Origin of the sequence: Rhodopila sp. (assembly GCF_965277165.1) — a bacterium.
Taxonomy (GTDB): Bacteria; Pseudomonadota; Alphaproteobacteria; order Acetobacterales; family Acetobacteraceae; genus Rhodopila.
In genome coordinates this window covers 2,379,853-2,406,781 of the sequence record NZ_CBDICE010000006.1, presented here as the reverse complement: position 1 = coordinate 2,406,781, position 26,929 = coordinate 2,379,853, and the positions used below count along the sequence as shown (strand labels likewise).

27 protein-coding genes are annotated in these 26,929 nt (G+C 65.7%); 21 read left to right on the top strand and 6 right to left on the bottom strand.

Annotation, left to right across the window (positions count from 1 at the left end):
• The first annotated feature begins 131 nt into the window (after nucleotides 1–131).
• Both ACQY4Y_RS23290 and ACQY4Y_RS23285 read left to right on the top strand, forming a co-directional pair.
• Nucleotides 132–887, top strand: a complete 756-nt coding sequence (locus ACQY4Y_RS23290) for an SDR family oxidoreductase (RefSeq protein WP_428492956.1) — start codon at nucleotides 132–134, stop codon at nucleotides 885–887.
• 21 nt (nucleotides 888–908) lie between these two features.
• Nucleotides 909–1,394 carry a MaoC family dehydratase gene (locus ACQY4Y_RS23285; protein ID WP_428492955.1) on the top strand — a complete coding sequence of 162 codons (486 nt, stop codon included), beginning with the start codon at nucleotides 909–911 and terminating at the stop codon, nucleotides 1,392–1,394.
• Nucleotides 1,395–1,397: 3 nt separating this feature from the next.
• Here the strand turns inward: ACQY4Y_RS23285 and ACQY4Y_RS23280 are convergent, their stop codons facing one another.
• Nucleotides 1,398–2,204, bottom strand: coding sequence for an enoyl-CoA hydratase/isomerase family protein (locus ACQY4Y_RS23280; protein ID WP_428492954.1), 807 nt, complete (start codon nucleotides 2,202–2,204; stop codon nucleotides 1,398–1,400).
• Between the two features lie 134 nt (nucleotides 2,205–2,338).
• Here ACQY4Y_RS23280 and ACQY4Y_RS23275 point away from each other — a divergent pair, with 134 nt between their 5' ends.
• The 16 genes from ACQY4Y_RS23275 (at nucleotide 2,339) to ACQY4Y_RS23200 (ending at nucleotide 18,728) form a co-directional block, all read left to right on the top strand.
• Nucleotides 2,339–3,577 (top strand): cytochrome c, encoded by a 1,239-nt coding sequence (locus tag ACQY4Y_RS23275; RefSeq protein ID WP_428492953.1) that lies wholly within the window; start codon nucleotides 2,339–2,341, stop codon nucleotides 3,575–3,577.
• Nucleotides 3,574–4,041 (top strand): (2Fe-2S)-binding protein, encoded by a 468-nt coding sequence (locus ACQY4Y_RS23270; RefSeq protein ID WP_428492952.1) that lies wholly within the window; start codon nucleotides 3,574–3,576, stop codon nucleotides 4,039–4,041. The genes ACQY4Y_RS23275 and ACQY4Y_RS23270 overlap by 4 nt, the downstream gene beginning before the upstream one ends.
• Nucleotides 4,038–6,251 (top strand): molybdopterin cofactor-binding domain-containing protein, encoded by a 2,214-nt coding sequence (locus ACQY4Y_RS23265; RefSeq protein WP_428492951.1) that lies wholly within the window; start codon nucleotides 4,038–4,040, stop codon nucleotides 6,249–6,251. The genes ACQY4Y_RS23270 and ACQY4Y_RS23265 overlap by 4 nt, the downstream gene beginning before the upstream one ends.
• A gap of 550 nt (nucleotides 6,252–6,801) precedes the next feature.
• Entirely contained in the window at nucleotides 6,802–7,836 is a 1,035-nt protein-coding gene (locus ACQY4Y_RS23260) for a hypothetical protein (RefSeq protein WP_428492950.1), read from the top strand.
• The gene (locus tag ACQY4Y_RS23255; protein WP_428492949.1) at nucleotides 7,833–7,982 is read left to right on the top strand and encodes a hypothetical protein; all 150 of its coding nucleotides are present in this window, start codon (nucleotides 7,833–7,835) and stop codon (nucleotides 7,980–7,982) included. Before ACQY4Y_RS23260 ends, ACQY4Y_RS23255 begins: the two co-directional genes overlap by 4 nt.
• Nucleotides 7,983–8,324: 342 nt before the next feature.
• A complete protein-coding gene (locus ACQY4Y_RS23250) occupies nucleotides 8,325–9,461 on the top strand; it encodes an FAD-dependent monooxygenase (protein WP_428492948.1) in 1,137 nt (378 codons plus the stop codon).
• A 323-nt stretch (nucleotides 9,462–9,784) separates the two neighbouring features.
• Nucleotides 9,785–12,610, top strand: coding sequence for an isoleucine--tRNA ligase (gene ileS, locus ACQY4Y_RS23245; RefSeq protein WP_428492947.1), 2,826 nt, complete (start codon nucleotides 9,785–9,787; stop codon nucleotides 12,608–12,610).
• Entirely contained in the window at nucleotides 12,607–13,122 is a 516-nt protein-coding gene (lspA, locus tag ACQY4Y_RS23240) for a signal peptidase II (RefSeq protein ID WP_428492946.1), read from the top strand. Before ileS ends, lspA begins: the two co-directional genes overlap by 4 nt.
• Nucleotides 13,123–13,351: 229 nt before the next feature.
• Nucleotides 13,352–13,942 (top strand): imidazoleglycerol-phosphate dehydratase HisB, encoded by a 591-nt coding sequence (gene hisB, locus ACQY4Y_RS23235; RefSeq protein ID WP_428492945.1) that lies wholly within the window; start codon nucleotides 13,352–13,354, stop codon nucleotides 13,940–13,942.
• 213 nt (nucleotides 13,943–14,155) lie between these two features.
• Nucleotides 14,156–14,527, top strand: a complete 372-nt coding sequence (locus tag ACQY4Y_RS23230) for a DUF2628 domain-containing protein (RefSeq protein ID WP_428492944.1) — start codon at nucleotides 14,156–14,158, stop codon at nucleotides 14,525–14,527.
• On the top strand, nucleotides 14,524–15,177 hold the full coding sequence (gene hisH / locus ACQY4Y_RS23225; protein ID WP_428492943.1) for an imidazole glycerol phosphate synthase subunit HisH: 654 nt from the start codon (nucleotides 14,524–14,526) through the stop codon (nucleotides 15,175–15,177). The genes ACQY4Y_RS23230 and hisH overlap by 4 nt, the downstream gene beginning before the upstream one ends.
• Nucleotides 15,162–15,749 (top strand): N-acetyltransferase family protein, encoded by a 588-nt coding sequence (locus tag ACQY4Y_RS23220; RefSeq protein ID WP_428492942.1) that lies wholly within the window; start codon nucleotides 15,162–15,164, stop codon nucleotides 15,747–15,749. Before hisH ends, ACQY4Y_RS23220 begins: the two co-directional genes overlap by 16 nt.
• A 61-nt stretch (nucleotides 15,750–15,810) precedes the next feature.
• A complete protein-coding gene (hisA, locus tag ACQY4Y_RS23215; protein WP_428492941.1) occupies nucleotides 15,811–16,548 on the top strand; it encodes a 1-(5-phosphoribosyl)-5-[(5-phosphoribosylamino)methylideneamino]imidazole-4-carboxamide isomerase in 738 nt (245 codons plus the stop codon).
• A 104-nt stretch (nucleotides 16,549–16,652) separates the two neighbouring features.
• The gene (hisF, locus tag ACQY4Y_RS23210; protein ID WP_428492940.1) at nucleotides 16,653–17,423 is read left to right on the top strand and encodes an imidazole glycerol phosphate synthase subunit HisF; all 771 of its coding nucleotides are present in this window, start codon (nucleotides 16,653–16,655) and stop codon (nucleotides 17,421–17,423) included.
• Nucleotides 17,424–17,425: 2 nt separating this feature from the next.
• Nucleotides 17,426–17,911, top strand: a complete 486-nt coding sequence (locus tag ACQY4Y_RS23205; protein ID WP_428492939.1) for a phosphoribosyl-ATP diphosphatase — start codon at nucleotides 17,426–17,428, stop codon at nucleotides 17,909–17,911.
• Between the two features lie 439 nt (nucleotides 17,912–18,350).
• Nucleotides 18,351–18,728: a histidine triad nucleotide-binding protein gene (locus ACQY4Y_RS23200; RefSeq protein WP_428493700.1), complete on the top strand. Its 378-nt coding sequence runs from the start codon at nucleotides 18,351–18,353 to the stop codon at nucleotides 18,726–18,728.
• A gap of 140 nt (nucleotides 18,729–18,868) precedes the next feature.
• On the opposite strand, the gene ACQY4Y_RS23195 is transcribed toward ACQY4Y_RS23200, so the two are convergent.
• The 4 genes from ACQY4Y_RS23195 to ACQY4Y_RS23180 all read right to left on the bottom strand — a co-directional run bounded on the left by ACQY4Y_RS23195 (nucleotide 18,869) and on the right by ACQY4Y_RS23180 (nucleotide 23,900).
• Nucleotides 18,869–19,444 carry a DUF3576 domain-containing protein gene (locus tag ACQY4Y_RS23195; RefSeq protein ID WP_428492938.1) on the bottom strand — a complete coding sequence of 192 codons (576 nt, stop codon included), beginning with the start codon at nucleotides 19,442–19,444 and terminating at the stop codon, nucleotides 18,869–18,871.
• Nucleotides 19,445–19,618: 174 nt separating this feature from the next.
• Nucleotides 19,619–21,205 carry a hypothetical protein gene (locus ACQY4Y_RS23190; protein WP_428492937.1) on the bottom strand — a complete coding sequence of 529 codons (1,587 nt, stop codon included), beginning with the start codon at nucleotides 21,203–21,205 and terminating at the stop codon, nucleotides 19,619–19,621.
• Nucleotides 21,206–21,603: 398 nt separating this feature from the next.
• Nucleotides 21,604–22,194, bottom strand: a complete 591-nt coding sequence (locus ACQY4Y_RS23185; protein ID WP_428492936.1) for a thiamine phosphate synthase — start codon at nucleotides 22,192–22,194, stop codon at nucleotides 21,604–21,606.
• 71 nt (nucleotides 22,195–22,265) lie between these two features.
• Entirely contained in the window at nucleotides 22,266–23,900 is a 1,635-nt protein-coding gene (locus tag ACQY4Y_RS23180; protein WP_428492935.1) for a long-chain-fatty-acid--CoA ligase, read from the bottom strand.
• Nucleotides 23,901–24,041: 141 nt separating this feature from the next.
• On the opposite strand from ACQY4Y_RS23180, the gene ACQY4Y_RS23175 reads away from it, so the two are divergent.
• Together ACQY4Y_RS23175 and ACQY4Y_RS23170 are read left to right on the top strand one after the other, a co-directional pair.
• The gene (locus ACQY4Y_RS23175) at nucleotides 24,042–24,734 is read left to right on the top strand and encodes an SDR family NAD(P)-dependent oxidoreductase (RefSeq protein WP_428492934.1); all 693 of its coding nucleotides are present in this window, start codon (nucleotides 24,042–24,044) and stop codon (nucleotides 24,732–24,734) included.
• A gap of 68 nt (nucleotides 24,735–24,802) precedes the next feature.
• Nucleotides 24,803–25,381: a peroxidase-related enzyme gene (locus ACQY4Y_RS23170; protein ID WP_428492933.1), complete on the top strand. Its 579-nt coding sequence runs from the start codon at nucleotides 24,803–24,805 to the stop codon at nucleotides 25,379–25,381.
• Nucleotides 25,382–25,663: 282 nt separating this feature from the next.
• Here ACQY4Y_RS23170 and ACQY4Y_RS23165 read toward each other — a convergent pair whose 3' ends face one another.
• Entirely contained in the window at nucleotides 25,664–26,227 is a 564-nt protein-coding gene (locus tag ACQY4Y_RS23165) for a nucleotidyltransferase family protein (protein ID WP_428492932.1), read from the bottom strand.
• Between the two features lie 150 nt (nucleotides 26,228–26,377).
• Between ACQY4Y_RS23165 and ACQY4Y_RS23160 the strand changes: the two genes are divergently transcribed.
• Nucleotides 26,378–26,902 (top strand): DUF6790 family protein, encoded by a 525-nt coding sequence (locus ACQY4Y_RS23160; RefSeq protein ID WP_428492931.1) that lies wholly within the window; start codon nucleotides 26,378–26,380, stop codon nucleotides 26,900–26,902.
• Nucleotides 26,903–26,929: the final 27 nt, after the last annotated feature.

The window sequence follows — 26,929 nt, the reverse complement described above, 5'->3', positions numbered from 1 at the left end:
CAGCGGTGACCGGGATGGTTATCGGATCGACGGTCATCGTGGTCCATGGCTCTCGTTCGGGCCCGGTGCGCGGGTCGCGGCGGGGACGATCATGCGATATCCTGACCGACAGGCAACCAGGGGGAACGCCGATGCAGGGACTGACGGGGCGCACGGTATTGCTGACCGGGGGCGCCAGCGGCATCGGCCGGGCGACGGCGATCCGGCTTGCCCGGCAGGGCTGCCGCGTCGGCATCCTGGATATCGACCAAGTCGGCGCCCGCGCGACGGTGGATGCCTGCCCGAACGGGGCGTGGTTCGCGGCCACCGACATCACCGATCGTGGCGCCGTCGAGAACACCGTTGCCCGCTTCGAGACCGAGGTCGGGCCGATCGATTTGCTGGCCAACGTCGCCGGATGGGAACGGTTCAGTAACTTCCTGGATACCGATACGGCGCTGTGGGACCGCATCATCGGGATCAATCTGTATGGACCGCTGCATCTGCACCATGTCGTGCTGGCGGGCATGGTGCAGCGCGGTTTTGGACGCGTGGTCAATGTCGCCTCCGACGCCGGGCGGGTCGGGTCGTCGGGGGAGGCGGTGTATTCCGCCTGCAAGGGCGGCATCATCGCTTTCACCAAGACGATGGCGCGCGAGATGGCCAGGCACGGTATCACGCTGAACGTGGTCTGCCCCGGCCCGACCGACACGCCGTTGTTCGAGGAGTTCAAGTCCGCCACCCCGGACGGTGCCAAGGTCGGCGCGGCGATGGCCCGAGCGGTGCCGCTGAAGCGGATCGGGCAGCCGGACGACTATCCGGGAACCATCGCCTTCCTGCTATCCGACGATGCCGCCTTCATCACCGGGCAGACGCTGAGTGTCTCGGGCGGCCTGACGATGTCCTGACAACAGAACGGAGGACCCCTGATGGCGGAAACCGACGAATACCAATTGCTGGGCCTTGGCCTGTGCTTCGAGGACCTGCCGCTGGGGCGCAAATTCCGCACCATCGGGCGCACCCTGACCGAGGCCGACCTGGTCAATTTCATCGGCGTGACCGGGATGACCGAGGTGCTGTTTTCCAACACCGAATTCCTGCGCGAGGAAAGCGACATCGCCCGCCGCGTGGTGCCGGGCGCGATGGTATATGCGTTCGCCGAGGGATTGCTGGTCCATGCCACGATGCAGCACACCGGCTTCGCCTTCCTGAACATGGAACTGAATGTCGCCGGGCCGACCTTTGCCGGCGATACCATTCACGTCGAGTGCGAGGTCGTCGAAAGCCGCCGCAGCGCCAGCCGAGCGAACCGCGGGCTGGTGCGCACCTTCAACACTGTCAAGAAACAAGATGGTGCCGTGGCGATCACCTATAACCCGCTGCGCATGGTCAAGGCGCGCAGCGCGGCGGATTGATTTTCAGACCATCGAGTCGGGTGGGAATGCCGGTTTGCGCTTGGCTTGATGCGATCCCAGGCCTTCGTTCACCTCGGGGCCGGTGAATGACAGGAACTCCAGTGCCAGTGAGGCGTCGAAGGTCGGCCCGGCCTGGCGCAGCCAGTTGTTCAGTGCGTGCTTGGTGAACCGGATGGCGGTCTGCGCGCCCTCGGCCAGGCGGGTGGCGATCTCGATGGCCTTGGCATCCAGTTCGTCGTCTTCGACCGCCAGGCTGATCAGGCCGATCCGTTCGGCTTCGGCGCCCAGCACCTGCTCGCACAGCAGCAGGTAGTATTTGGCTTTCGCCAGGCCACACAGCAGCGGCCAGATGATCGCCGCGTGATCGCCGGCGGCGACGCCCAGCCTGGTGTGGCCGTCAATGATTCGGCAATCCTTGGTGGCAATCGAAACGTCCGCCAGGATGCCGCAGACCAGTCCGGCGCCGACCGCCACGCCGCGCATCGCGCTGACCACGGGCTTGTTGCAGTTGATCACGTTGTAGACGATCTCGCGCGCTTCCTTCCACTGCCGGGTGCGGGCGTCGAAGCCGTCGATCGCCTGCTGCACCATGGCGAAGTCGCCGCCGGCGGAGAACACCTTGCCGGCGCCGGTGATCACCACCGCGTTGACCGTCGGATCGCGATCGACATCGCGCCAGATATCGGCCAGTTCGGCGTGCATGACGTCATCGGCGGTGTTCATCCGGCCGTTGTCCATGGTGATGCGCAACACCTTCGGGTGCGGCCGGTCGAACCGCAGCCGGGTGTAGCGGGCGTAGGCATCGGTCATCGTCTCGTTCTCCTGCCGGGCACTGGGTAGTGGCCACCGCGGGCCGATACCGGTCAAGCCCCGCGGGTTGACTTCGCCGCGGCGGCGGGTGCTGGTATCGTGGTTTTACCAGCAATCCGGGGATGGTTTTGCGCGTGGCACCGATCGCCGCGGTTGTCGCGGCGCTACTGATCGCTGGCGGTTGCGCGGCAGTTTGGCATCCGGCCATCGCGCCGGTTCAGCGCCATGCGCGGTTTACGCCCGCGCAGGTCGCGCGTGGCGCTGAGCTGGCCGCGATCGGGGACTGCGCGGTGTGTCACACTACTCCCGACGGTCAGCCGTATGCCGGCGGGCGGGCGATACCAACGCCATTCGGGTCCATTCATTCCACCAACATCACCCCCGATCCGGCGACCGGCATTGGGCGCTGGTCGCTGGCGGCGTTCCAGCGCGCCATGCGTGATGGCATCGGCCGTGATGGGCGCCACCTTTATCCGGTGCTGCCTTATCCGCATTTTACCCGAGCCAGCGACGAAGACATCGGGGCGATGTATGCCTTCCTGATGACGCGCGCGCCGATCCACGCCGCGGCGCCGCCGAACGACCTGCCGTTCCCGATCGATCAGCGCGTGGTGCTAACGGCGTGGAATCTGCTGTATTTGAAGCTCGGGCCGTGGCATCCCGATCCGGGTCACGATGCGGTCTGGAACCGGGGCAACTATCTGGTCGAGGCGATCGGCCATTGCGGTGCCTGCCACACGCCGCACAACGCGCTTGGCGCCGAGGAAGTGGGGCGAACCCTGGCCGGTGGAGATGCCGAGGACTGGTATGCACCGCCGCTGCGGGGCGCGTCCGCCGCACGCCAGAAATGGACCGTGGCGGCGCTGGCCGGCTACCTGCGCACCGGCTTCGACGCCGATCATGGTGCCGCAGGCGGGCCGATGACGGCGGTGACCGACCAACTCGGCAAGGTTCCCGAGGCTGACGTGCGCGCCATGGCGATCTACCTGGCGTCGCTGATGCCGCGAACCGCCGAACCGCGGTCGGCGCCCGCGCAAGCCGCGGGAAGCGCCGATCCGGGGGCGCGGGCGATGTTTGAAGGCGCTTGCGGCGGCTGCCACGGAGCCGACGCGCCGATGACCCGCGACGGCGCGCCATCACTGGCGTTGAGCAGCGCGGTCAATGCGCCGACACCGCGCGGCGCGATCCAGATCATCCTGCGCGGCATCCCCTGGCGCGAAACCAGACCAGCTCCCTATATGCCGTCATTCGGTGCCGCGCTGACCGACGCTCAGGTGGCGCAACTGGCGAGCTATCTGCGAGCAACGTTCAGCGGCAAGCCGGCGTGGAGCGACGTGGCGGCCGAGGTAGCCAAGGCGCGAGGGGCATCATGATCCGGCTGAGCATCAACGGACGCGACCACGATGTCGATGCGGAACCGGATACACCGTTGCTCTATGTGCTGCGTGACGAACTTGGCCTGAACGGTGCCAAGTTCGGCTGTGGCCTGGGGCAGTGCGGTGCCTGCACGGTGATGCTGGACGGACAGGCGGTGTTTTCCTGCCTGACGCCGGTGGCCATATTGCCTGGCCGGAATGTTCGCACCGTTGAAGGGCTTGGCATGAACGCGGTGCAGCACGCCTTCCTCGACGAGCAGGCGGCGCAGTGCGGCTATTGCATCGCCGGGATGGTAATGCGGGCGGAGGCCTTGCTGGAGCGCAACCCGCATCCGTCCGAGCAGGAGATCCGGCAGCACATGGCGGTCAATCTGTGCCGCTGCGGCACCCATATGCGCATCCTGGCGGCGGTGCGCCGAGCCGCCGTGGCGATGCGGTCGGCGCGGATGGTGAAGCCATGAACGCGGTGCTGGGGCGTCGCGCGCTACTGGCCGGCGGCGGGGGCCTGATGGTGTCGTTCTCGCTGGCCGCGGAACCGCGGGCGCGGCCGGGCAGTTTGAAGCAGACCCCGGTGCTTGACGCCTGGATACGCGTTGCTGCTGACGGTCGGATCACTGTGTTCACCGGCAAGGCCGAGCTTGGTCAGGGGTTGACGACGGCGTTGTTGCAGGTGGCCGCGGAACAACTCGATGTCGCGATCGGGCGGATCGAACTGGTGACCGCCGATACCGCCCGCACCGCGAATGAGGGTTTCACCGCGGGCAGTCATTCGATGCAGGACAGCGGCACCGCGATCATGAATGCCGCCGCGCAGGTTCGGGGTTTGCTGACGAACGCCGCCGCGACCGCGTTCGGTGTGGGTTCGGATGATGTTTCGACATCGGATGGAATGGTCCGGGCGGCGGACGGTCGCAGCCTGGGGTATGGAGCGCTGGCGGCGAAGCTGGACCTGCACGTCGAGGCCCAGCCGGACAGTCCGCTGCGGGATCCGGCATCGTATCGGCTGATCGGCACCCCGATGCCGCGGATCGATATTCCGGCGAAACTGACCGGTGGCGCGTCGTATGTGCAGGACCTTCGGCTGCCTGGAATGCTGCATGCTCGCGTGATCCGGCAGCCCAGTGTCGATGCCGTGCTGCTGGATTTCGACACTGGGCCGGTTGAGCGTATGCCCGGGGTGATCAGGCTGGTGCGCGAGGCCAGCTACCTGGCGGTGGTCGCACGGAAAGAATGGCAGGCGATCAAAGCGATGCGTGCCCTGGCGGCGGCGGCGAGATGGCGGCAGACCGCCACGCTGCCGGATGAGGCGACGATTCTGGACACGATCCGGGCGCTGCCGGCGCGCGATATTCCGGTGCTGACGTGGCAGGCGGCGGCCGCGCCACCGGTGCGCCGGCTGCGGGCGCGCTACAGTCGTCCATACCTGATGCATGGCGCAATCGGTCCATCCTGCGCGGTGGCGCAACTGATCGACGGCAAGATGACGGTGTGGACCCATTCGCAGGGCGTGTTTCCGTTGCGCTCGGCGTTGGCTGGGCTTTTGCGTATGCCGCCCGAGCAGATTCGTTGCATCCATGTCGAGGCGGCGGGCTGCTATGGGCATAACGGCGCCGACGATGCCGCCGGCGACGCCGCGCTGATCGCGCGCGCGATGCCCGGGATGCCGATCCGGGTGCAATGGATGCGCGAGCAGGAGCACGGCAACGAACCCTATGGCGCCGCGATGATCGCCGAGGTCGAGGGCTCGCTGGATGCCGAGGGCAACATCGTGGACTGGAACTACGGGGTCTGGAGCAACACCCATAACCGGCGGCCCAATGTCGGCGGTCTGATGCTGCAGAACGCCGCGTTGCCCGATCCGCTGGCGGTGCCGCCGCCGGCGCCGATCCCGATGCCGGAGGGTGGCGGAGACCGCAACAGCAACCCGCTGTATCACTTCCCGAACGCCACCGTGGTATCGCATTTCATCCCTGAAATGCCGCTGCGGGTATCGGCGCTGCGTTCGCTGGGTGCCTATCTGAACGTGTTCGCGATCGAAAGTTTCATGGACGAATTAGCCGCCGCGGCGAGGGCCGATCCGGTGGCATTTCGCCTGCGCCACCTGCAGGACGAGCGCGCCAAGGCGGTTATCGATTTGGCGGCGCAGCGGTTTGGCTGGGTCGGAACCAGGCCGGGTGAGGGCAACGGGGGCGAGGCCAGGGGGGCTGAGGGCAGGGGGTTCGCATTCGCTCGCTACAAGAACCTGGGCGCCTATTGCGCCATCGCGCTGGCGCTGCGCGTCGAGCACGAAACCGGTCAGCTCCGGCTCGGCCGGGTGGTCGCCGCGGTGGACAGCGGCCAGCCGATCAACCCCGACGGTATCCGCAATCAGATCGAGGGTGCCATCGTCCAGGCGGCGAGCTGGACGCTGTATGAGCAGGTGCATTTCGATCGCCAGCGCATCCTGAGTACCGACTGGAGCGGCTATCCGATCATGCGGTTTCCGGCGCTGCCGGAGTCGGTGTCGGTGTATGTCGTTCCGCAACCGGGGCGACCTTTCCTGGGCACCGGCGAAGCGGGACAGGGCCCGACAGCCGCCGCCATCGCCAACGCGGTGCGCGATGCAACGGGAGTGAGGTTGCGCGATGTTCCGTTGACTGCGGCGAAGGTGAAGGCGGCGATCGGGGTCTAGTGTCCCGTGTCCGAAGTTCGCGATATCGGGCGAACATCAGCCTCGCGATACTGGCTCTTTGTTTTCAGTGGCCTGCCGATCCCATGCGTCCGCCGCGGAGTGCGGCGAACTTCTGGGGCAGGACACTGGGGGCATTGTCGCGTCTGGTTGACCAGCGGGCGATTCACGCTTTTGGCGATGCCGCCAAAAGCGATCGCGCGCTAGTGGTTCGGGTATGGTCATCATGGCGAGGGGATGAGAATTCCCGTTTTGTAGTCAGACTGATTTCTTCGATACGGCGATGAACTTCGTGTCTTAGTGTCTTAGTGTTAACGCCAACGTCGCGAGCCGCCCGCACATCCGGCCAGAAGTGCCTGACCGACAACGCACTTCCAGCCGCGGCGTCGCCACGTCGCGATCGCGCAGAGCGCGACCTGACCGCGAAAACGTCGGGTCCCGCAAATCTGTTTTCCGGCACCCAGCGTATCCCCCCATAAGCAACTTGGCGGGGCCCTGATTTCAGATGACCTCCGAAGCTGGGCTTTGCTTTCCGCGACAGAAGTCTCGGCAAGTGTGCATCCTTGCGGCCGCAGCGGCGCTGACCCCGGTATCGGTCAGCGCGCACGTAAAGTGGTTCTGCTCGATCGCCGATGTCAGCATGCCGCCGATCGCGCTGAGCAAGGTGCTGACGCCGATCTACGTTTCGGTCTTCTGCAGCTTTCTGCTGCTGGTGTTTGCCGGCTTCGTGCTGGATGGTGCGGTGGCGCAGCGGTGGCCTCGGCTCGCCTCCAGCGGCCGACTGCATGTCGAGACCGAGGAGAAGCTGCTGCGGCTCGCTGTGGGTGCGTTCTTTCTGCTGCTGTGGGACAAAGGCGCCGTGGTGTTGTGGGAGCGCGGGAACGCTATCCTGACGCCCGAACTGATGGCCAGCGTTGGCTGGATGGGTGTCTTGCAGTTCGCTATTGCGCTGTCGGTGGCGTGGCGTCGCACCTGCATCCTTGGCGCCGTCGGAATCGGCATCCTCTATGGTTTCGGGATCGATCAGTTCGGCATCTTTCACATGACCGACTATGTGTTCTTTCTCGGCATTGTGGCCTACCTCGCGCAAACATCGATCGGAACCCAGAACAGCCTTCGAATGCGCGTGCCGCTGCTGTCGGGCAGCCTGGCATTCAGCCTGATGTGGACGGCGATCGAAAAATTCGTCTATCCGGAATGGACCCTGTTCGTGGTCGCCGAGCACCCTGACCTGGCGTTCGGATTTCCATGGGGCTTTGTCGTGGTGGTCGCCGGCTTCGTCGAATTCACCCTGGCGTTCTACCTGATGACCGGAAGGGGGCTGGTGCGCTTCGGCGCGGCTGCCTACGCGTCCATTTTCATTGCCGCGATTCCCGAGTTTGGCCATCTGGATGCGGTCGGCCACATCCCGATCATCGGTATTCTGGCGGTGGTTTGCCTGCGCGGCGCATCGCCGTTGCCCCGGCTGCTGGGATTGATCCAGCGCCGGCCGATCGTCAATGCCGCTGGCGTCGCCGGCTTCTACGTTGCGTCGCTGGTCGTGCTGTTCGCGATGTATTACGGGCTGCAATGGTCTGAATACGGATGACAGCGCATCGAACCGCGTGGGGCTGGGTACCGTTCGGCCTCGGCCTGCTTGCCGGTCTGCTGCTGGCCGAATTGCTGAGCGTGATGATGGCCTATCCGACACCCGTCGTGGACCTGCTGCAGTGGTTGGATTTCGGCTTCGGCTGAGCTTTGCAGGGACGTGATTGCGATCCGTCGTCGTGCCTGCCAGAATCAAAGGGCGCGTGCCAGACTTGGGGCGCGTGCCAGACTTGGGGCGCGTGCCAGACTTGGGGCGCGTGCCAGACTTGGGGCGCGTGCCAGACTTGGGGCGCGTGCCAGACTTGGGGCGCGTGCCAGACTTGGGGCGCGTGCCAGACTTGGGGCGCGTGCCAGACTTGGGGCGCGTGCCAGACTTGGGGCGCGTGCCAGACTTGGGGCGCGTGCCAGACTTGGGGCGCGTGCCAGACTTGGGGCGCGTGCCAGACTTGGGGCGCGTGCCAGACTTGGGGCGCGTGACGGAGAACACCGATGCCAAAACGCCCATTGCGGATCGCCATCATCGGTGCCGGCATCGGAGGTCTGAGCGCGGCCGCCTGCCTGCGCCGCGTCGGCATCGATGTCAGCATCTACGAGCAGGCGAGGGGCTTCACGCGTCTTGGCGCCGGCATCCAGCAGGCGCCGAATTCGATCCGGGTGCTGTATGCGCTGGGGCTGAAGGACAAATTGCTGGCCCAGGCGTTCCAGCCCGACAGCAACGATTCGCGCGATCACGACAGTGGGCGGCTGACCAACGCCCACGCGCTCGGGCAGTCGGTTCGGGATCGTCATGGCGTGCCATATTTCCTGATGCATCGCGGCGATCTGCACGCCATGCTGGCGGAGCTTGTGCCGCCCGACATCGTCAGCCTCGACCACCGGCTGGTTGGCATGGAGCACGCCGCGGACCACGGTGTGCGCATGCGCTTCAGCAACGGAGAGGCGGCCGAGGCCGACGCCGTGATCGGCGCCGACGGGGTACATTCGGTGGTCCGCGAGGTCATGCTGGGCAAGGAACGACCGCGCTTCACCGGCCGCGTCGCCTACCGCACGGTGTTCCCAACCGCCAGGCTTGGCGACCTGCGGCCGCATCCTTGCGTCAAATGGTGGGGCCCCGACCGCCACATCGTCAGCTACTTCGTCACCCCTCGGCGCGACGAACTGTATTTCGTCACCAGCACGCCGGAGCCGGACTTCGACGTGGAATCGTGGTCGGCCAAGGGCGACCTTGGGACGCTGCGCGCGGCCTATGATACGTTTCACCCACAGGTCCGAGCGATCCTCGCGGCATGCCCCGATGTGCATAAGTGGGCGTTGGTGGAGCGCGATCCGCTGCCTCGGTGGGTCGAGGGCAATGTCGCGCTGCTGGGCGATGCCTGCCATCCGATGACGCCTTACATGGCACAGGGCGCTTCGACCTCGATCGAGGATGGTGCGATCCTGTCGCGCTGCCTGCGGGGCGTCGAGCGTGATGGAGTGGCACAGGCTTTGCGCCGCTACCAGGCTACACGCGAGCCGCGCACCAGCCGGATCCAGCGGACGTCGGCGCGGAACACCTGGCTGAAGGACCCGCACGACGCCGATTGGGTGTATGGCTACGATGCCTGGACCGCGCCGCTGGCGGAGTGAACGCGGAGCGGCGGTTGATGTGGCAAGGGTTTCGGCCGCGGCGGCTAGCCGCCTCAGGGGTGGTGCGTAGCCGAAGAGGAGCTGCGTGGCCGAAAAGGAGCTACGTGGCCGAAAAGGAGGTGCGTGGCCGAAGAGGAGCTGCGTGGCCGACGGGGCAAAGCGGGAAATCTTGTGACACAGGCGACAGACTTGCTGCCAATCTCACCTTTTCGCGTTCAGCATGGTCGCGGCAGCCGCATCGGTGCTATAGGCTGGCGCGCCTTATCGCCCCCATGGCCGCCGGTCAGTCCCGGATGCTTGCCCCATTGCTTCACGGACCCGACATGAACGACGCCGTTACCGATTCCCAGCGTGACTACCACGATACCGTGTTCCTGCCGCGGACCAGCTTCCCGATGCGCGGGGACTTGCCGAACAAAGAGCCGCTGATCCTGGCGAAATGGGACAAGATGGACCTGTGGGGCAGGCTGCGCGCTGCCTCGGTGGGGCGCCCGCTGTTCATCCTGCACGACGGGCCGCCTTATGCCAATGGCAACATCCATATCGGCACGGCGCTGAACAAGATCCACAAGGACGTCATCAACCGCACGCGGCAGATGGCCGGCTATGATGCCAACTACATCCCCGGCTGGGACTGCCACGGCCTGCCGATAGAGTGGAAGATCGAGGAGGGCTACCGCGCCAAGAAAAACGACAAGGACACCGTCCCGATCCTCGATTTCCGCGCCCAATGCCGCGCCTACGCCGCCGATTGGATGGCGGTGCAGGCCACCGAATTCCGCCGCCTTGGGGTCGAGGGCGCCTGGCGCGACCGTTACGCCACCATGGATCATGGCTCCGAGGCCGCGATCGCGGCGGAAATCTGCAAGTTCCTGCTGAATGGCGCGCTATATCGCGGGCTGCGCCCGGTGATGTGGTCGCCGGTGGAAAAGACTGCGCTGGCCGAGGCCGAGATCGAGTACCACGATCACACCTCGGCCACGATCTGGGTCCGCTTCCCTGTCGTGCGGCCTTCGGTGCCGGCGCTGAACGGCGCCGCGGTGGCGATCTGGACCACGACGCCGTGGACCATTCCCGGAAACCGGGCGGTCGCTGCCGGCGCCGACTTCGATTATGCCGTGATCGCGGTCGATGCCGTGGCGGAAACATCGCTGGCCCGGGTCGGTGAGAAGCTGGTGATCGCGGAGGCTCTGTTGCCCGCCGTGCTGCGCGATAGCGGGATCAACGCGCATCGCGTGCTGGCGGTGATCAAGGGAGCCGATCTGGCCGGCACGGTCATGGCCCATCCGCTGCGCGGCGCTGCTCGGGCGGATGGCGGCTACGACCAGGACACGCCGCTGCTGCTGGCGGATTTCGTCACCACCGAGGCCGGCACCGGGTTCGTCCACATCGCGCCTGGCCACGGCGAGGACGATTTCAGCCTGGGCCGAGCGAATGGGCTCGACGTCCCGGAGACGGTGGGCGACGACGGCAGCTTCAATGCATGGGTTCCGCTGTTCGCCGGCGTCCATGTCTACAAGGCGGCCGACCCTGTCTCTGCTGCGCTGACCGAGGCCGGCACCCTGCTGGCGCGCGGGTCGATCACTCATTCCTATCCGCATTCCTGGCGTTCCCGGGCGCCGCTGATCTTTCGCGCGACGCCGCAATGGTTTATCCCGATGGATGGGCCGCACCGGATCCGGGAGACGGCGCTCGCCGCGCTGGCCGCAACCCAGTTCGTGCCCGACCAGGGGCGCAACCGCATCGGTTCGATGATCGCCGCCCGCCCCGACTGGTGCATCAGCCGCCAGCGTGCCTGGGGTGTGCCGATCACCGTTTTCGTGGAGAAACGCTCCGGTCAGCCGTTGCGCGATCCGGCGGTCGTCGCCCGCATCATCGCCGCGTTCGAGGCCGAGGGCGCGGATGCCTGGTATGCGTCGCCGCCGTCTCGGTTTCTTGGTCCCGACCATGATCCGAACGATTTCGAGCAGGTGATGGACATCGTCGATGTGTGGTTCGAATCCGGGTCCACCCATGCCTTCGTGCTGGAAAAGCGCGGCCTGCCGTGGCCGGCCGATCTGTATCTGGAAGGCTCCGACCAGCATCGCGGCTGGTTTCAGTCCTCGCTGCTGGAGGCGGTGGGGACGCGCGGCCGGGCGCCGTTCAAGGCGGTGCTGACGGACGGCTTCGTGATGGACGAGAAGGGCCGCAAGATGTCCAAGTCGTTGGGCAACACCACCGCCCCCGACGAGGTCGCCGACAAGTACGGCGCCGACATCTTGCGGCTTTGGGTGATGTCGTCCGACACCAGCGAGGACCTGCGCATCGGCCCCGAGATCCTGAAGCAGCAGGCGGAGCTTTATCGTCGGCTGCGCAACACGCTGCGCTTCGCGCTGGGCAGCCTGGACGGGTTCAGCGAGGCCGAACGCGTGGCGGTGGCGGAGATGCCGGAGCTGGAGCGCTGGGTGCTGCACCGGCTGGCCGAGATCGATGCCAAGTTCCGCGCCGCCGTGGAATCCTATGACTGGACCGGGGTTTATCCCGAGCTGCACAATTTCTGCTCGCTCGATCTGTCGGCGTTCTATTTCGACATTCGGAAGGATGCGCTGTATTGCGACCGCCCCGACAGTGCGCGCCGGCGTGCCGCGCGCTGCGTGCTGGACCAGTTGCACCGCTATTTGTGCACCTGGCTCGCCCCGGTGCTGTGTTTCACCGCCGAGGAGGCCTGGTGCGCGCGTTTTGGTGACTCCGCCAGCGTTCACCTGGAACAGTTCCAGACTCCGGCGGCGGGCTGGCGCGATGCCGCGCTGGCCGCCAAATGGGACACCATCCGCGCCACCCGCCGTCGCATCACCGGCCCGATTGAGGAGGCGCGCAAGGCCAACACTCTGGGTTCCTCGCTGCAGGCCGCGGTGGAGCTGCCGTTGAACGCGGACCACGAAGATTTATTGGATGCCGCTGCATGGGCCGAGATCGCGATCGTCTCCTCCGTAACGCTCGTGTCGGACACGGCCGAACCCCCAGCGAGGGTCACGCCCGCCTGCGGCGACAAATGCGCCCGCTGCTGGAGAGTGCTGCCGGAAGTGGGGTCCAGCGCCGACCACCCGTCGCTGTGCCTGCGCTGCACCGACGCGGTGGATTCGGGGCTGGTTCGCAAGCCGGCGGCATGATCCGCCGCAACCTGATGCCGCTGGGGCTGATCGCGGCGTTGCTGGTGCTTGCCGCCGACCAGCTCAGCAAGTGGTGGGTGGTGAACCGGCTAGATCTGCCGGAATTGCGCCAGATCGTGCTGTTGCCGGTGCTAAACCTGACCATGGTGCAGAACAGGGGGGTTACCTTCGGGCTGCTCAATGGCCTGGGCGCCTGGGGTCATTATATCCTGGCAGTGATCGCGTTGGCCGTGGTCGTCGCGCTTGGGTTCTGGCTGCGGCGGGCGGAGACCCGGCTGGTTGCGGTGGCGATCGGAGCGATCGCCGGGGGGGCGATCGGCAATGTCATCGATCGGCTTCGGTTTGGCTGGGTGGTGGACTTCATCCACGCCCATATCGACACGCGCTGGGGCGACTTTTCGTGGTATGTCTTCAATTTGGCTGATGCCGCGATTGTCTGCGGGGTGGCGGCGCTGATCCTGGATACGCAACTGTCCAGACGCCGGCAGCGGCAGGACCGGGTGCCGACCTGATAGCGGGATGGCCGGGGATTTTGCCGGTAGGGTGATTTTGCCGGTAGGGTGATTTTGCCAGTAGGGTGATTTTGCCAGTAGGGTGATTTTGCTAGTAGGGCGGGGAGGTCTCGCCGGTAGGGGCGGGGCTTGCCCTCGCCGGAGCGGGGGCGGTTGGCGAGGTCGCCTGGGTCGGCGACGCGCGCTCCGCTGGACCGGTCGCCTCGGACGCTGTAGTGGAAGCGCCGTCATGGCCCGTATCGCGACGATCGAACGAAACACTTCGGAAACGCAGATCTCTGTTACCGTCAATCTGGACGGAACCGGGCTTGCCGACATTGCCACCGGCATCGGCTTTCTCGACCATATGCTGACCGCATTGGCCCGTCACGGGCTGTTCGACCTGAATATCCGAGCGGCTGGGGACCTGCAGATCGACTTCCACCACACGACCGAGGATGTCGGCATCGTGTTGGGTGCGGCATTGGCTCGCGCCCTTGGGGACAAGCGCGGCATCCGCCGTTTCGGTCATGCGCTGGTGCCGATGGACGAAACCCTGGCCGAGGCCACGGTGGATATCTCGGGGCGTCCTTTCCTGGCCTGGAACGTCGCCTTCGACCGCCCGAAGATCGGCGAGATGGACACCGAACTGTTCGAGGAATTCTTCCGCGCTTTGGCATTCAACGCACTGATTACGCTGCACATTACCCGCCGCGCCGGACACAATGCGCACCACGTCGCCGAGGCCTGCTTCAAGGCGGCCGCGCGGGCGCTGCGGGCCGCTACCGAACCCGACCCGCGCGTCGGTGACGCGATCCCATCGACCAAGGGGTCGCTGTGAGTTTCGACCGCGGGCCGCTTTTAGTTTGAGCCAAGGGGTCGCTTTGACTTTGGACCCACGGGGTGGCTGTGGGCTGCGACCCAGGGGTCGCTGCAAATATGCCCTCGCCGTGAAGGGACCGAGCGCTCGGCATGCAATCGGATCGCGCCGTCAGCTCGGAAGTTGCTGGAAGGTCGTCTGCAGTGCCGCTATGAAGGCGGTCGCAGTCTTGTTATGAAAACCTATACCGCCCTGCTGAAATCCAACGCCGAACCGGTCCTGGTGAAAGAGGGCTTTTCGTGGGGCGCGTTGCTGTTCGGCCCGCTCTGGCTGGCTGCCCACAGAGCCTGGGTTGCCGCGGCAATCAGCCTGGCCGGCTATATCCTGATTGCCGTGTTGGTGGCGAGGCCGGCAGCGACCGTCCTTTCGGTGGGGATGATGCTGATCCTCGGGCTGACCGGCAACGACCTGCGCCGCTGGGCCTTGCAGACGCGCGGATATCTGCTGCTGCACGTGCTCGCTGCCGGCAACCGGGACGACGCGTTCATGAGCCTGCTGCGGCAGCGCCCGGACCTTGGTGCCAGGTTCCGGCCGGATCCGGTATGACGAAGCCGCGCCTCATGCGGATAGCGGTGGTGGATTACGGCAGCGGCAACCTGACCTCGGCGTCGCGGGCGCTTTCGCTGGCGGCGCAGCGTGCCGGGATCGAGGCCAGCGTCACGGTAACCGCCGATCCCGCCGCGGTGGAAGCGGCCGATCGCATCGTGCTGCCGGGGCAGGGCGCGTTTGCCGACTGCGCCGCCGGCCTTATCGCCGTTCCCGGCATGCGCCAGGCGATCGAAACCGCGACCGCCGCCGGCACGCCGTTTCTGGGTATTTGCGTCGGCATGCAACTGATGGCTGAGCGCGGGCTGGAGCACGGGGTTACGCGCGGCTTCGGCTGGATCAGGGGTGATGTGGCGGAGATGGCGGCGGCCGGGCTGCGGCTGCCGCAGATGGGCTGGAACGCGCTGGATTTCGCCCCGGGTGGGCACCGGCTGCTGGATGGCTTGCAGCCGGGCGATCACGTCTATTTCGTGCACAGCTATGCCCTGGTGAATGGCGCGCCCGGCGAAACCATCGCCACGACCGACTATGGTGGCGCCGTCCCGGCCATTGTCGTCGCCGGCAACCGGGCCGGCACCCAGTTCCATGTCGAGAAAAGCCAGCAGGTCGGCATTCGGCTGCTATCCAATTTCCTGTGCTGGGCGCCCTGATCATGTCGGGTACGTCCTCGGCCAGCCGCGAGCCCGAGCTTCTGGTGGAGCGACTGGATCAATTCACCGATCAGGACCTGAATGCCCTGTGCGAAGCGACCGACGCCGCGATCATCGACGGCGGCGGCTTCGGTTGGGTCACCCCGCCCGGGCGGCGTCAACTGGAGACCTATTTCCGCGGCGTGCTTCTGGTGCCCGAGCGGGACCTGTTCGTGGCCCGTTTGAACGGCGACATCGTGGGGTCGGCGATCCTGGTTCGGCCGCCGCGCAACAACGAGGCGCAGGCGTTCGCGGCCAGCCTGATGCACTCCTTTATCGCACCCTATGCGCGCGGGCACGGCCTGGCGCGCATGGTGACCGAGGCGGTGGAAGATTGTGCCCGCGAACTCGGCTATCAGATCCTGAACCTCGACGTGCGGGACACCCAGACCGTCGCTATCCGGATGTACGAATCGTACGGCTATATTCGCTGGGGTGAGCATCCGGAATACGCGCTGGTGCGCGGCAAGTCGGTGAAGGGCTACTTTTTCTACAAGCGGCTGCGGCGGCCGAAGAGCGGCGGGGGGCAATGATTGCCCGACACGTCTGGCCTGGGCACGTCTGGCCTGGGCAAGCCTGGTGCGGACAGCCTGCATGACCGGCCTGACGCTGTATCCGGCGATCGACTTGAAGGATGGGCGGTGCGTCAGGTTGCGCCGCGGCGACATGGACCAGGCGACGATCTACGCCGAGGACCCCGGCGCGCAGGCCCGAGTGTGGCAGCGGGCGGGGTGCCGATGGCTGCACGTCGTCGATCTGAACGGCGCGTTCGCCGGTAAGCCGGTCAACGCCGCGGCGGTGCGCTCGATTTTGGCTGGCGTTACGATCCCGGTGCAACTCGGCGGCGGCATCCGCGATCTGGCCGGGATCGCCGCTTGGGTGGAAGCTGGCGTGCATCGGGTGATCCTGGGCAGCGCCGCGGCCAAGAATCCAGCGCTGGTGCCGCAGGCCTGTCGCGGCTTTCCCGGCTGCGTCGCCGTCGGCATCGATGCGCGCGACGGCTTGGTCGCCACCGAAGGCTGGGCCGAGACCTCGACGATGACGGCGCTCGACCTCGGGCTGCGGTTCGAGGATGCCGGGGTGTCCGCAATCATCTACACCGATATCAGCCGCGACGGGATGTTGGGCGGGATCAACCTGGAGCAGACGGTGGCGCTGGCGGAGCGGCTGACGACGCCGGTCATCGCCTCGGGTGGTGTCGGCTCGCTGGCTGACCTGACAGCACTGAAACAAGCCGCCCGAGACACCCGAATCGAGGGCGTCATCGTCGGACGGGCCTTGTATGATGGCCGAGTCGATGCCGCCGAGGCACTGTCGCTACTGGCCGCGTGACATCCGGATAAGTGGCGGCATGATCCGCTCCGGTTCGCCATCGTGGTGCCGGCCGGCGTTTACTTCTTGCATCATGCGGCGTCGCGCTTTCTAAACCACCCCCCATGCTGAAGCTCCGCGTCATCCCCTGCCTGGATGTGAAGGACGGTCGAGTCGTCAAGGGCGTCAACTTCGTTTCTCTGCGCGATGCCGGGGATCCGGTGGAGCAGGCCGCGGTGTATGACGCGGCCGGTGCCGACGAACTGACTTTCCTAGACATCACCGCGAGCCACGAGAACCGTGACACTATCCTCGATGTGGTGTCCCGTACCGCGGCTCGGGTGTTCCTGCCGCTGACGGTTGGGGGTGGGATCCGCTCGATAGAGGACATGCGCCGGCTGCTGCTGGCTGGCACCGACAAGTGCAGCATCAATTCGGCGGCGGTGGCGCGGCCGGACCTGGTGCGCGAGGCGGCGGCGAAGTTTGGCAGCCAGTGCGTTGTGGTCGCGGTCGATGCCAAGCAGACGGCGGCGGGCCAATGGCAGGTGTTCACACATGGCGGGCGCAATCCGACCGGCATCGACGCGATCGCGTGGTGCCGTCAGGTCGCGGCACTCGGCGCGGGGGAGATTTTGCTGACCAGTATGGACCGCGACGGCACCGGCCTGGGCTTCGACCTGGATCTGCTGCGCGCCGCGTGTGGCGCGGTGCGGGTGCCGGTGGTTGCCTCGGGTGGGGTCGGCGCGCTGGCCGATTTTGTTGCAGGCGCTGGGGCGGGGGCCACCGGGCTGCTGGCGGCCAGTGTGTTTCACTTCGGCCGGTTCAGCATCGCCGAAGTGAAACGGACGCTGGCGGATGCGGGATTGCCGGTACGGCTGCCGCGACCGGTTGCCTGAGCATGGCGAAATCGACCAAAAAGAAGGTCGCCGCCAGCCCGCGCAATCCGCTGCGGACACGGTTTGCCAAGCGGTCCGGCAAGAGCAAGAAAGCCCGCGGCGACGGGTCCGAGGCGCGCGCGGATGGCGATGCCGTCGTGCTCGACCGTCTGTTCGATGTCGTCGAGAGTCGTCGCGACGCCGATCCGACTATCAGCCACTCGGCGCGGCTGCTGTCGCGCGGCCCGGCCAAGGTGGCGCAGAAGTTCGGTGAGGAGGCGGTCGAGTGCTTGATCGAGGCGGTCGCCGGCAACCGTGAGGCGCTGATCGCCGAGAGTGCCGATGTGCTGTATCACCTGCTGGTGCTGTGGGTTTCGTCTGGCGTCAGTCCGTCCGATGTCTGGGCCGAGCTGATCCGCCGCGAGGGGATCAGCGGCATCACGGAAAAAGCCGCCAGGGCTAAGCCGATACCGGTTCGCAAGAGGCTTGGTACGTCGAAGATTCCCTAGTGTCCCGAGGCCGAAGTTCGCCATATCGGGCGAACACCAGCCTCGCGACACTCGCTCTTTGTTTTCCGTGGCCTGCTGATCCCATCCGTCCGCCGCGAAGTGCGGCGAATCTCTGGGGCAGGGCACTAACCATTTGCAGCACGACTGTGCGTGCCGAAAATAGTCTAGCGCTTTGTTTTGTCCCATGATTCGCTGGCCTTGAAGGTGCCGCACGGGCGTGATCGCGCGCTAGAACCGCGAGGCACGGGCGAGCCACCACTGGCTGAGCATCGAGCGGCGGGGTAAAATCCGAAGGTATACCAGCGGACTTGACTGATCGGTTGGCCGACCGGCCACTGGTATTCTATCGATTTTGCGCGCAGCCGCCACGCCAACCGATGCCGCGCATACCAGTCAGCCCTTCGGGCCGCTGGTACTACTACTCAAGGGGGATGCTTCGATGCCGGTCAATGGCCTGCCGCCCTATAATAGCCAGAACATTTTCGCGCGGATCCTGCGCGGCGAAATTCCTGCCAGGAAAATCTACGAGGACGAGTTCGCCTTCGCGTTCCATGACATCAACCCGCAGGCCCCGACGCATGTGTTGGTGATTCCGAAGGGCGCTTACTGCTCGTTCGCGGATTTCAGCGCCACCGCCACCGAGGCGGAAATCACAGGCTTCATCCGCGCTGTCGGCAAGATCGCCAGAGACCTGGGGCTCGAGGCGCCTGGCTATCGGTTGCTCGCCAATACGGGCGAGCATTCCGGCCAGGAGGTGGCGCACTTCCATATTCACCTGTTCGCTGGCCGGCCGCTGGGACGAATGATCCCGGGTTAGTGTCCCGAGTCTGAAGTTCGCCATAGCAGGCGAACCCCAGTCTCGTGCCACTAGCTCTTTGTTTTCAGTGGCCTGCTTGTCTCCTACGTCCGCCGCATAGTGCGGCGAACTTCGGAGGCAGGACACTAGGGTGTTCGGGGTTAGCTGCTGGCCTGCAACTGCTCCCGCATGTGGCGGGCGCGTGCCAGCACCTTGTTTTCGATGTCGCCGACCGTTGAGTCGGACACCGTGGCGTCCATCCATTGGCCGTTCTGTAATACCTGGCGGTAGATATTGACCCGCAGGCCGTCGCTGCGCAGATCGCGGCTGAGGATGTAGATCGTTGCCTTGAAGCGCTCACCGCTGGTGCCGGGCGGGGTGTACCAGTCGGTGATGATGACGCCGCCGAAGGGGTCGGCCGAAGCCAGCGGCATGAAGGCGATGGTGTCGAGCGCGCCGCGCCACAGGAACGCATTGACACCGATGCCGGTGCCGGCGCCACCGCCGACGCCTCGGTTCTTGTCGGTCGGGCCGTTCTTGCCGATGCCGAAAATGGTGCCGCTGTCATTGCCGCCCAGCCTGGTAACCGACGCGTCGCCTGCCGACCCGCTGCCCAGGCCCATGAAATCCGGCGGCGTGGTGTTCGGCTTCACGTCGTCGGCTGAACAGGCCGCGAGCGCGAGCACCGCGATCAGGGCCGCGGGATAGGCCCGGGCAGGAAACCATGTCGGTCGCATTGCGTTTGCATGCCTCATGTTGCCGATTCGGTCGAGTGCAGCCGTATTACCGCCACCGCGAGCGGTCAGCAATCGAGATTCTTATGGACGCGTCAGCGATAAAATTTCGTCGTCGAGACGGAGCGGCGGGGTGGTGCCCCGCCGCGTTGGTGCCATTTAGCTCAAGAGTAATGTCTACCAGGTCACAATAGTCGAGAACAGGAACCCCTGGCCATGCGCGTCGCGGGTGCTGGAACCCGGCACGCCGCTCGGGCTGGAGGTACCCAGACTGCCGGTGTTGAAGTCGAACCCGCCCTGGTGGCGCTGCACATACTGGTATTCGGCGACCAACTGAATGCCGGGAGCCAGCCGATAGGCACCACCGAAGCCGAACTCGTATTGATGCCGCTGCGACACGTGTACCAGGTTGGCGCTGCCCTGGTCTTGGATGATGCCGGCATCGATACCGGCGGTGACCGGGCCGTTGGCGTAGGTCAGACCATAGAGGAATGAATTTTCCGGCGCACCCCCGGTCGGACGCATCGCCGCCTGGCCATTGTACGCACCGCCGATATACGACACCGCGGCGGTCAAGTCGGCCGCCGTTACGGCGATGCCGGCCTGGTAGAAGCTCAGGTTGTCGTAGCGCAGGAAGTTGCCGTTCGCGGTCTTGAAAGCAAGAGAGCCAGGTGGGGCCGCCACATAGGCCGTGGTGGTCAGATCCTCCTTGCTGGCCGCCTCATAGAACGCGTAGGCCTTGAAGTCGACCGGCCCGAAGGTCTGCTGGAAACGACCACCGATACCGGTCTGGTTGTACCAGCGCTGCGCGTCGTCGCCCGAGGTGACCGAGATACAGGTGTTGCTGGCCTGGTTGCACAGCGTCGGCGACAGCGGGTTGGTCTGGGTGTTGTCGGAGTAGGCATTGCCCATGCTGGGGGCATACTGCACGCCGAAGTCGAAGCCGAAGAACTGCGGCGTCAGATAGACGATCTTGGCGTTGCCGTATTCGTTGCCGGCCTGCGCCAGCCACGGCCAGGATAGCCCGCCACCACCGGACGCGGCGATCGCCGTGGTTGCCTGGAAGCCACCCTGGAAGGTGCCGACGCCGCCGTCCCAGCACGACGAGCTGAACACGCAGTTGTCGAACAGCCCGACCACGCCGTCGGTCTGGCCGATGCGCACGATCCCCAGGCGGTCCGCCGCCAGGTAGGTAAACGCCCGCCGGACGAACAGGGTCTCGGTGGAGGTATTGCCACTGGGGCTGGTTTGCGCGCCCGGGGTGTTGGAGGCGCCGCCGCCGCCCGACTGGGCGATGCCGGCATAGAACGCGGTGCGGATTTCCGCCGCGGCGCCGTAGCGCAGGCCGTTGGCGGCCATCGCGTCCATGCCGGGATACAGCCGGAAGTAGGTCGCGATCCCGACCGGATTGATCTTGTAGCCGTTCGGCGTGCCGCCGGTCGGGCTCGGGCTGATGCCGACGTCGCCGGAGGTGTAGTTGGCCACGACGTCGGATTCCACGCGCCCATTCAGCCGGATGACAAGGGTGCCCGGCGCCGGCACTGCGTTGACGTTCGGCGCATAGATGGTGGACAGCGGACCCGCCGCCGCCGAACCGCTGGGCGTATTGGCGGTGCCCCAGGCGTTGTTGTTGTTGTTGGCGGCCGGGCCAGCGCCATACGGCGCCACCAACTGGCCTTGGTTCGGGTTCGCAATTTTCTGGGCAAGCGCCAGACTACTGGATGCTCCGAGAATGGCGGCACTGGTCATGAGAAGTTTACGCATGTGAGTCCTCCTTGTAACGCCGGTTCGCCGGCGACTCCTCAGGCCTCGCCCGCTGATCCCGCGGAACGGCGGATGGGCAGCCAGACCCGTGAAGTTAATGAAGCCACGGTCACTATCCCGCAACCCGGTTTGGGGGCATCTCATGGTATTTGCGAAACACTGTGCTATATAGACAACAGCGTGGCGGTGGCATCGGCAGTTTTTCTGCTTCGCCGCCCGAACGCTCCGTGAGGACGCCTCGACGCGAAAGAATGATGTGTATTCGGGCGGCGCGGCCAGTCAGACGAGCGGCGGCCACCGGCCGGATAAATCAGATCCCGGCGGCGCATCGCGATGCGGCCGGGTGACCGCTGCGGAGGTACCGCCGGCAGCTTGGCGATTCGGCTGGACCGGGGGCTTCACCCCTGGCTGAGCGCGGCGATCGCCCCGGCTGCGTGAACCAGTCGTGGAGGAAGCCGCTGGATGGTGCGCCCGTCCAGTCCGCCCAAAGCGGCGATGGCGGGGCCGCCGCCACGCCTTGTTATCCGAGCCAGGGCGGACCAGCGCAGGGGACCGAGGCCGCGGGCTCCGGGATGAGTCGCGGTGGCAAATGCCGGTGACAGGAACACCAGGTCGGCGCCGACGGCCCGAGCGCGTCGCAGGTCCGTGGCCGAATGGGCGGAACTGGTCAGTGTGCCCGGGCGGCGGATCACGCCGGGCCAGTGTCCGCCGCGCAGGTGCACGCCGGCGCACACCGAGGCCGCCAGCCGGACGTCGCCGGCGATCACCAGAACCAGCCGGCGCGCCCGGCAGATCCGCGCCAGGTCCATCGCGAGCCGGGTGCGCGCCGGGTCATCGTCGTGGCGCAGCACGACGCCCGCGCGCCCGCGCGGCAGATCCGCCACCGAGGCCCTGGGATCGGCCAACCGACGCCGGTCGGTGAACAGCCAAAGGCGCGGAAGCGGCCCGGCGCGCCGGCGCAGGCCCCAGGCCAGTAGTTTCAGGTCCATCGTTAGGTCATACCGGGCTGCGGATGGTGTCCGATCGCAGCTTGAAACGCGTCTTCCAGCGCGATCGGGCTCTAAGCCTTCGCATCGCGCACATAATAGTCCTTGAAGCGGGTTCGCAGATCAGTCTTCAGCAGCTTGCCAGTCGCGGTGTGGGGCAGGTCCGCCACCACAAGGATCTCATCCGGTAGCCACCATTTGGCGACCTTGTCCTGATACAGTGCGAGCACCGAGGCCGGATCGATCGTCTTGCCCGGCGCCGGCACCACCAGCAGCAGTGGCCGCTCGTCCCATTTCGGGTGCGCCGCGGCGATGACCGCCGCCTCGGCCACGTCGGGGTGCGACACCGCGATGTTTTCCAGCGTGATCGAGCTGATCCACTCGCCGCCGGATTTGATCACATCCTTCGAGCGGTCAGTTATCTGTATGAAGCCATCGGGGTCGATGGTGGCGACGTCGCCGGTGGCGAACCAGCCGGCCTCGTCCAGCGCGCTGTCGGGTTCATCACCGTGGTAGGCGTTGGCGATCCACGGGCCCTTGACTTTCAGGTCACCGAACGCGGTGCCGTCCCAGGGCAGCTCGTTGCCGTCACCATCGACGATCTTCATGTCGATGCCAGGCAGGATGCGGCCCTGCTTGAGCATGTGAGCCGCCGCCTGGTCCGTGGTCAGCCCGACCTGGGCCGGCTTGGGGGCGTTGTATGTGCCCACCGGGCTGATCTCGGTCATGCCCCAGCCGTGCTCGACCGCCACGCCATACTCGTCGCGGAACGCCTCGATCAGCAGCGGCGGGGCCGCCGATCCGCCGGTCATGATGCGTTGCACGGTTTCCAGCCGGTCGCCGCTTGAGCGCAGATACTGCAGCAAACCCATCCATACCGTGGGCACGCCGGCGGTGAAGCTGACCCGTTCGGAGTTCAGCAGGCCGGCCATGCTGGCGCCGTCGAGGTGTCGCCCCGGCAGCACCAGTGACGCCCCGGTCAGCGCCGCCGCGTATGGCATGCCCCAGGCGTTGACATGGAACATCGGCACCACCGGCAGCACCCGGCTGGTCGCCTTGATGCACAGCACGTCGGGCAGCGCGGTGGCGTAGGCGTGCAGCCAGGTCGAACGATGGCTGTACAGCACTCCCTTGGGGCGCCCGGTGGTGCCCGAGGTGTAGCACAGCGCGCTGGCGGTGTTCTCGTCGAAGCTGGGCCAGGCGTAATTGTCGTCCGCTTCGTCCATCAACTGATCGTAGCAGGCCAGTGCGATGCCGGGAGCCAGGGTCATGGGCGGCATGTGCGCGGCGTCGGTCAGCATGACGACTGTCTTGACGCTGCCCGAGACGTGCGGCGCGAGGGCGCTGGCCAGGGCGGCGAAGCTGATGTCGACGAACAGCACTTTGTCTTGCGCGTGATTGATGATGTAGCTGATGTCGTCGGCGTGCAGCCGCGGATTGATGGTGTGGCAGATCGCGCCCATGCCGGGGGCGGCGTAATATACCTCCAGGTGGCGATAGCCGTTCCAGGCCAGCGTGCCGACGCGGTCGCCGGCGGCGACGCCGAGCTTTTGCAGCACCCGCGCGAGACGGCGCGAGTGGGATTCAACGTCGCGCCAGGTGTAGCGGTGGGTGGTGTTCTCTTCGGTGCGCGACACCACCTCGCCCGACCCATGATGCCGCGCGGCATGGGTCAGGATCGAGGAAATCATCAAATCCTGCGTCTGCATCAGGCCGAGCACCGGCGTTACCTCCGGGTTTGTGTGTGCTGTTGGCCAAGGGCGGTGCCGCAAATACCGTCCCCTGGCCGCTTTCCCCCGAACCGTCCTACAGTACGGCGGTTGACCTGCCAATCTTCAAAGGGCGTTGAAATGGAACTGAAAACCGCGCTGATCGTGGGTGTCGGCCCCGGCTTGAGCGCCTCGCTCGCTCGGCTGTTCGCCAAACATGGACTGCAGGTGGCGATGGCGGCCCGCGATCCCAACAAGCTGCGCCAGCTTGCCCAGGAGACCGCAGGCGCGACGTTTGCCTGCGAGGCGACCGAACCGGAGGAGGTTGCGGCGCTGTTCGATGTGGTGATCGCCACCCAGGGGGTGCCCGACATCGTGGTCTACAACGCCAGCGCCCGGGCGAGGGGGCCGATCACCGATCTGGACCCGGGCGAGGTGGCGCGGGCCATCGCGGTGAGTGGTTATGGCGGCTTCCTGGTGGTGCAGCAGGCGGCCAGGCACATGGTGGCGCGCGGGTCCGGGGTGATCCTGCTGACCGGGGCCTCGGCCAGCGTCAAGGGCTATGCCAACAGTTCGTCGTTCGCGATGGGCAAGTTCGCGCTGCGCGGGCTGGCGTCCAGCATGGCGCGTGAACTGTCGCCGAAGGGGGTGCATGTCGCGCATTTCGTCATCGACGGCGGCATCCGCAGCGCCACGCGGGCGGATCCGAACGACAATCCCGATAGTATGCTCGATCCCGACGCGATCGCCGAGAGCTACTGGCAGGTTGCCAACCAGCCGCGCAGTGCCTGGACCTGGGAGGTCGAGTTGCGGCCCTGGGTGGAGAAGTTCTGAGTTCCTGGTGTCGGCTTGTCGTTGCCGCTGCTGGGGCGCGCTTGATACGTCAACAGGAGATTGAGACGATGCCCTTGGATGACGCACTACCGATCAGCCGCTTTCCTGTGCCTTCCTTGGCCGACCTGCCGAAGGACATTGCGGAGCGGGTGGCCGCGGTGCAGGAGAAGGCTGGTTTCGTGCCCAACGTTTTCATGGTTCTGGCGCACCGGCCTGACGAGTTTCGGGCGTTTTTCGCCTACCACGATGCGCTGATGGAAAAACCGGGCAATCTGACGAAGGCCGAACGGGAGATGATCGTGGTAGCGACCAGCAGCGTCAATCAGTGCCAATACTGCGTCGTCGCGCACGGGGCTGTCCTGCGCATCCGGGCGAAGAACCCGCTGCTCGCCGACCAGGTCGCCACCAACTACAGGAAGGCGGACATTACGGCCAGGCAGAAGGCGATGCTTGATTTCGCGGTCAAGGTATCGGTGACGGCCTACGAGATCGCGGAGGCGGACTTTGCCGGCTTGGCGCGGCATGGTTTTGGCGCGGAGGATGCATGGGACATTGCCGCCATCGCGTCGTTCTTCGGCCTGTCGAACCGCATGGCCAACGTGACCGCGATGCGGCCGAACGACGAGTTTTATGCGATGGGCCGGTAGTGCTTTGGCGATCCGAACAACCCGCGACGATTAACTGCGGCCCGATCTGAACGTCAAAATGCGGGTGGCTTTGTTATCAACCGTGGCTGAGAGCTACCAGCGCGGCCCACTCACAACGCGCAATCGACCTACCGATTCGAATACTGTTGACCACTCTTGGCTATGACAAAATCGAGCCATGTTGCCGGATGCTTTTAACACCAACCGTCTGGCTCTTAGGCCCGTTGCTTTGGCGGACGCACGGCCAACCTTCGACGGCTTTAAGATGGCGCCCATGCTCGGCTAACCATAGTCGTCCGCCATACGCAAACGCGGCCAGGTTTCCAGCCACCGCTTCGACCGAACACGATCCAGATACACTCCATGCTTGTTCCCGCTGAATCGGGGGGTGGACCGGAGCATCAAGGTGAAAAGGTCGTCCATACCGAAGGGCGCGGCTATTTCGTAGGTTCCGTCTTCAGTTTGATGTGCCGCGACCGCGGTTGCCGTTTCCGGCCAGCAGCGCATCGCCTCGGCCGCTGAAGTGTAGGGCGCATCCTCGTTGCGCAGGTGCATTCGAGCCTGATTTTTCACCGACCAGCTGATCGAGGGTTCTAAAGCGTGCAACGCCGCCTCCGCCCTATGGTCAATCGAGGATTCGGCTTGCGCAGGGTCGAACCAGATAACGTCTGCGTCCGCGGGGAGGCATGAGGGCGAGCGGCCATGCAGATGGTCCCAGACTGCATTTCTTACGAAACCGGCCCCGATCCAACAATCCGGTAACTCAAGCGAGGAGACCAATCCGAGTGCGCGGTGTCGGATCGGGTCGGCGGAGAGAATTGCTACGAGCGCCGCTGCGTGGTCCATTGCCAATCATAGTGCGGCCACAATGGCAACGCCGACAATCATCTGCCAGCCACCTATGGCTCGCGAGCTGCGACTTTGTTACCCGCCGCGACCTCGCAACGCCCGCGGCGCCGCCGACGGTTCGCCGGAGCCGCACCACTGGGAACCACCATGATCAGGACTGCCATTAGCGCCGTCGTATCGAACTATGTGCTTGTTTTCCTGGTGCTCGGCTTGTTGGTCGCCGCGGTGGCAATCGCGCGGGCGCCGCGCCCGCTGAGCAGCACGGTGGTGACCGAGAAGCTTCTGGCCTGGTATGTGCTGTTCAACATCGGCGTGATGTATCTGGTCAATTTCGTCTTCCACGTGTTTTTCGGTCACCTTGCGGCGGCGTTCATCGGCTGGGCCGACAGCCCATTTCAGGTTGAGGTCGGCATGGCCAGCCTGGGGTTTTCGATCGGCGGGTTCATCGCCGCGTTCGGCGGGTTCGACCGGCGGTTGGTGGCGGTGATCGGTCCCGCCATCTTCATGCTTGGCGCCGCTGCCGGCCATGTTCGACAAATGCTGGTCGCGGACAATTTCGCACCTGGCAATGCCGGGGTCATCTTCTACCTGGACATCCTGATTCCGTTGTTCGGCTTCGTGCTGTTGTGGCGGCAATACCGAGACCTGCGCCGTGGTCCGGGCAGGCAATAGCGACGGGTTTTGGGGGAGGGCCAGGAC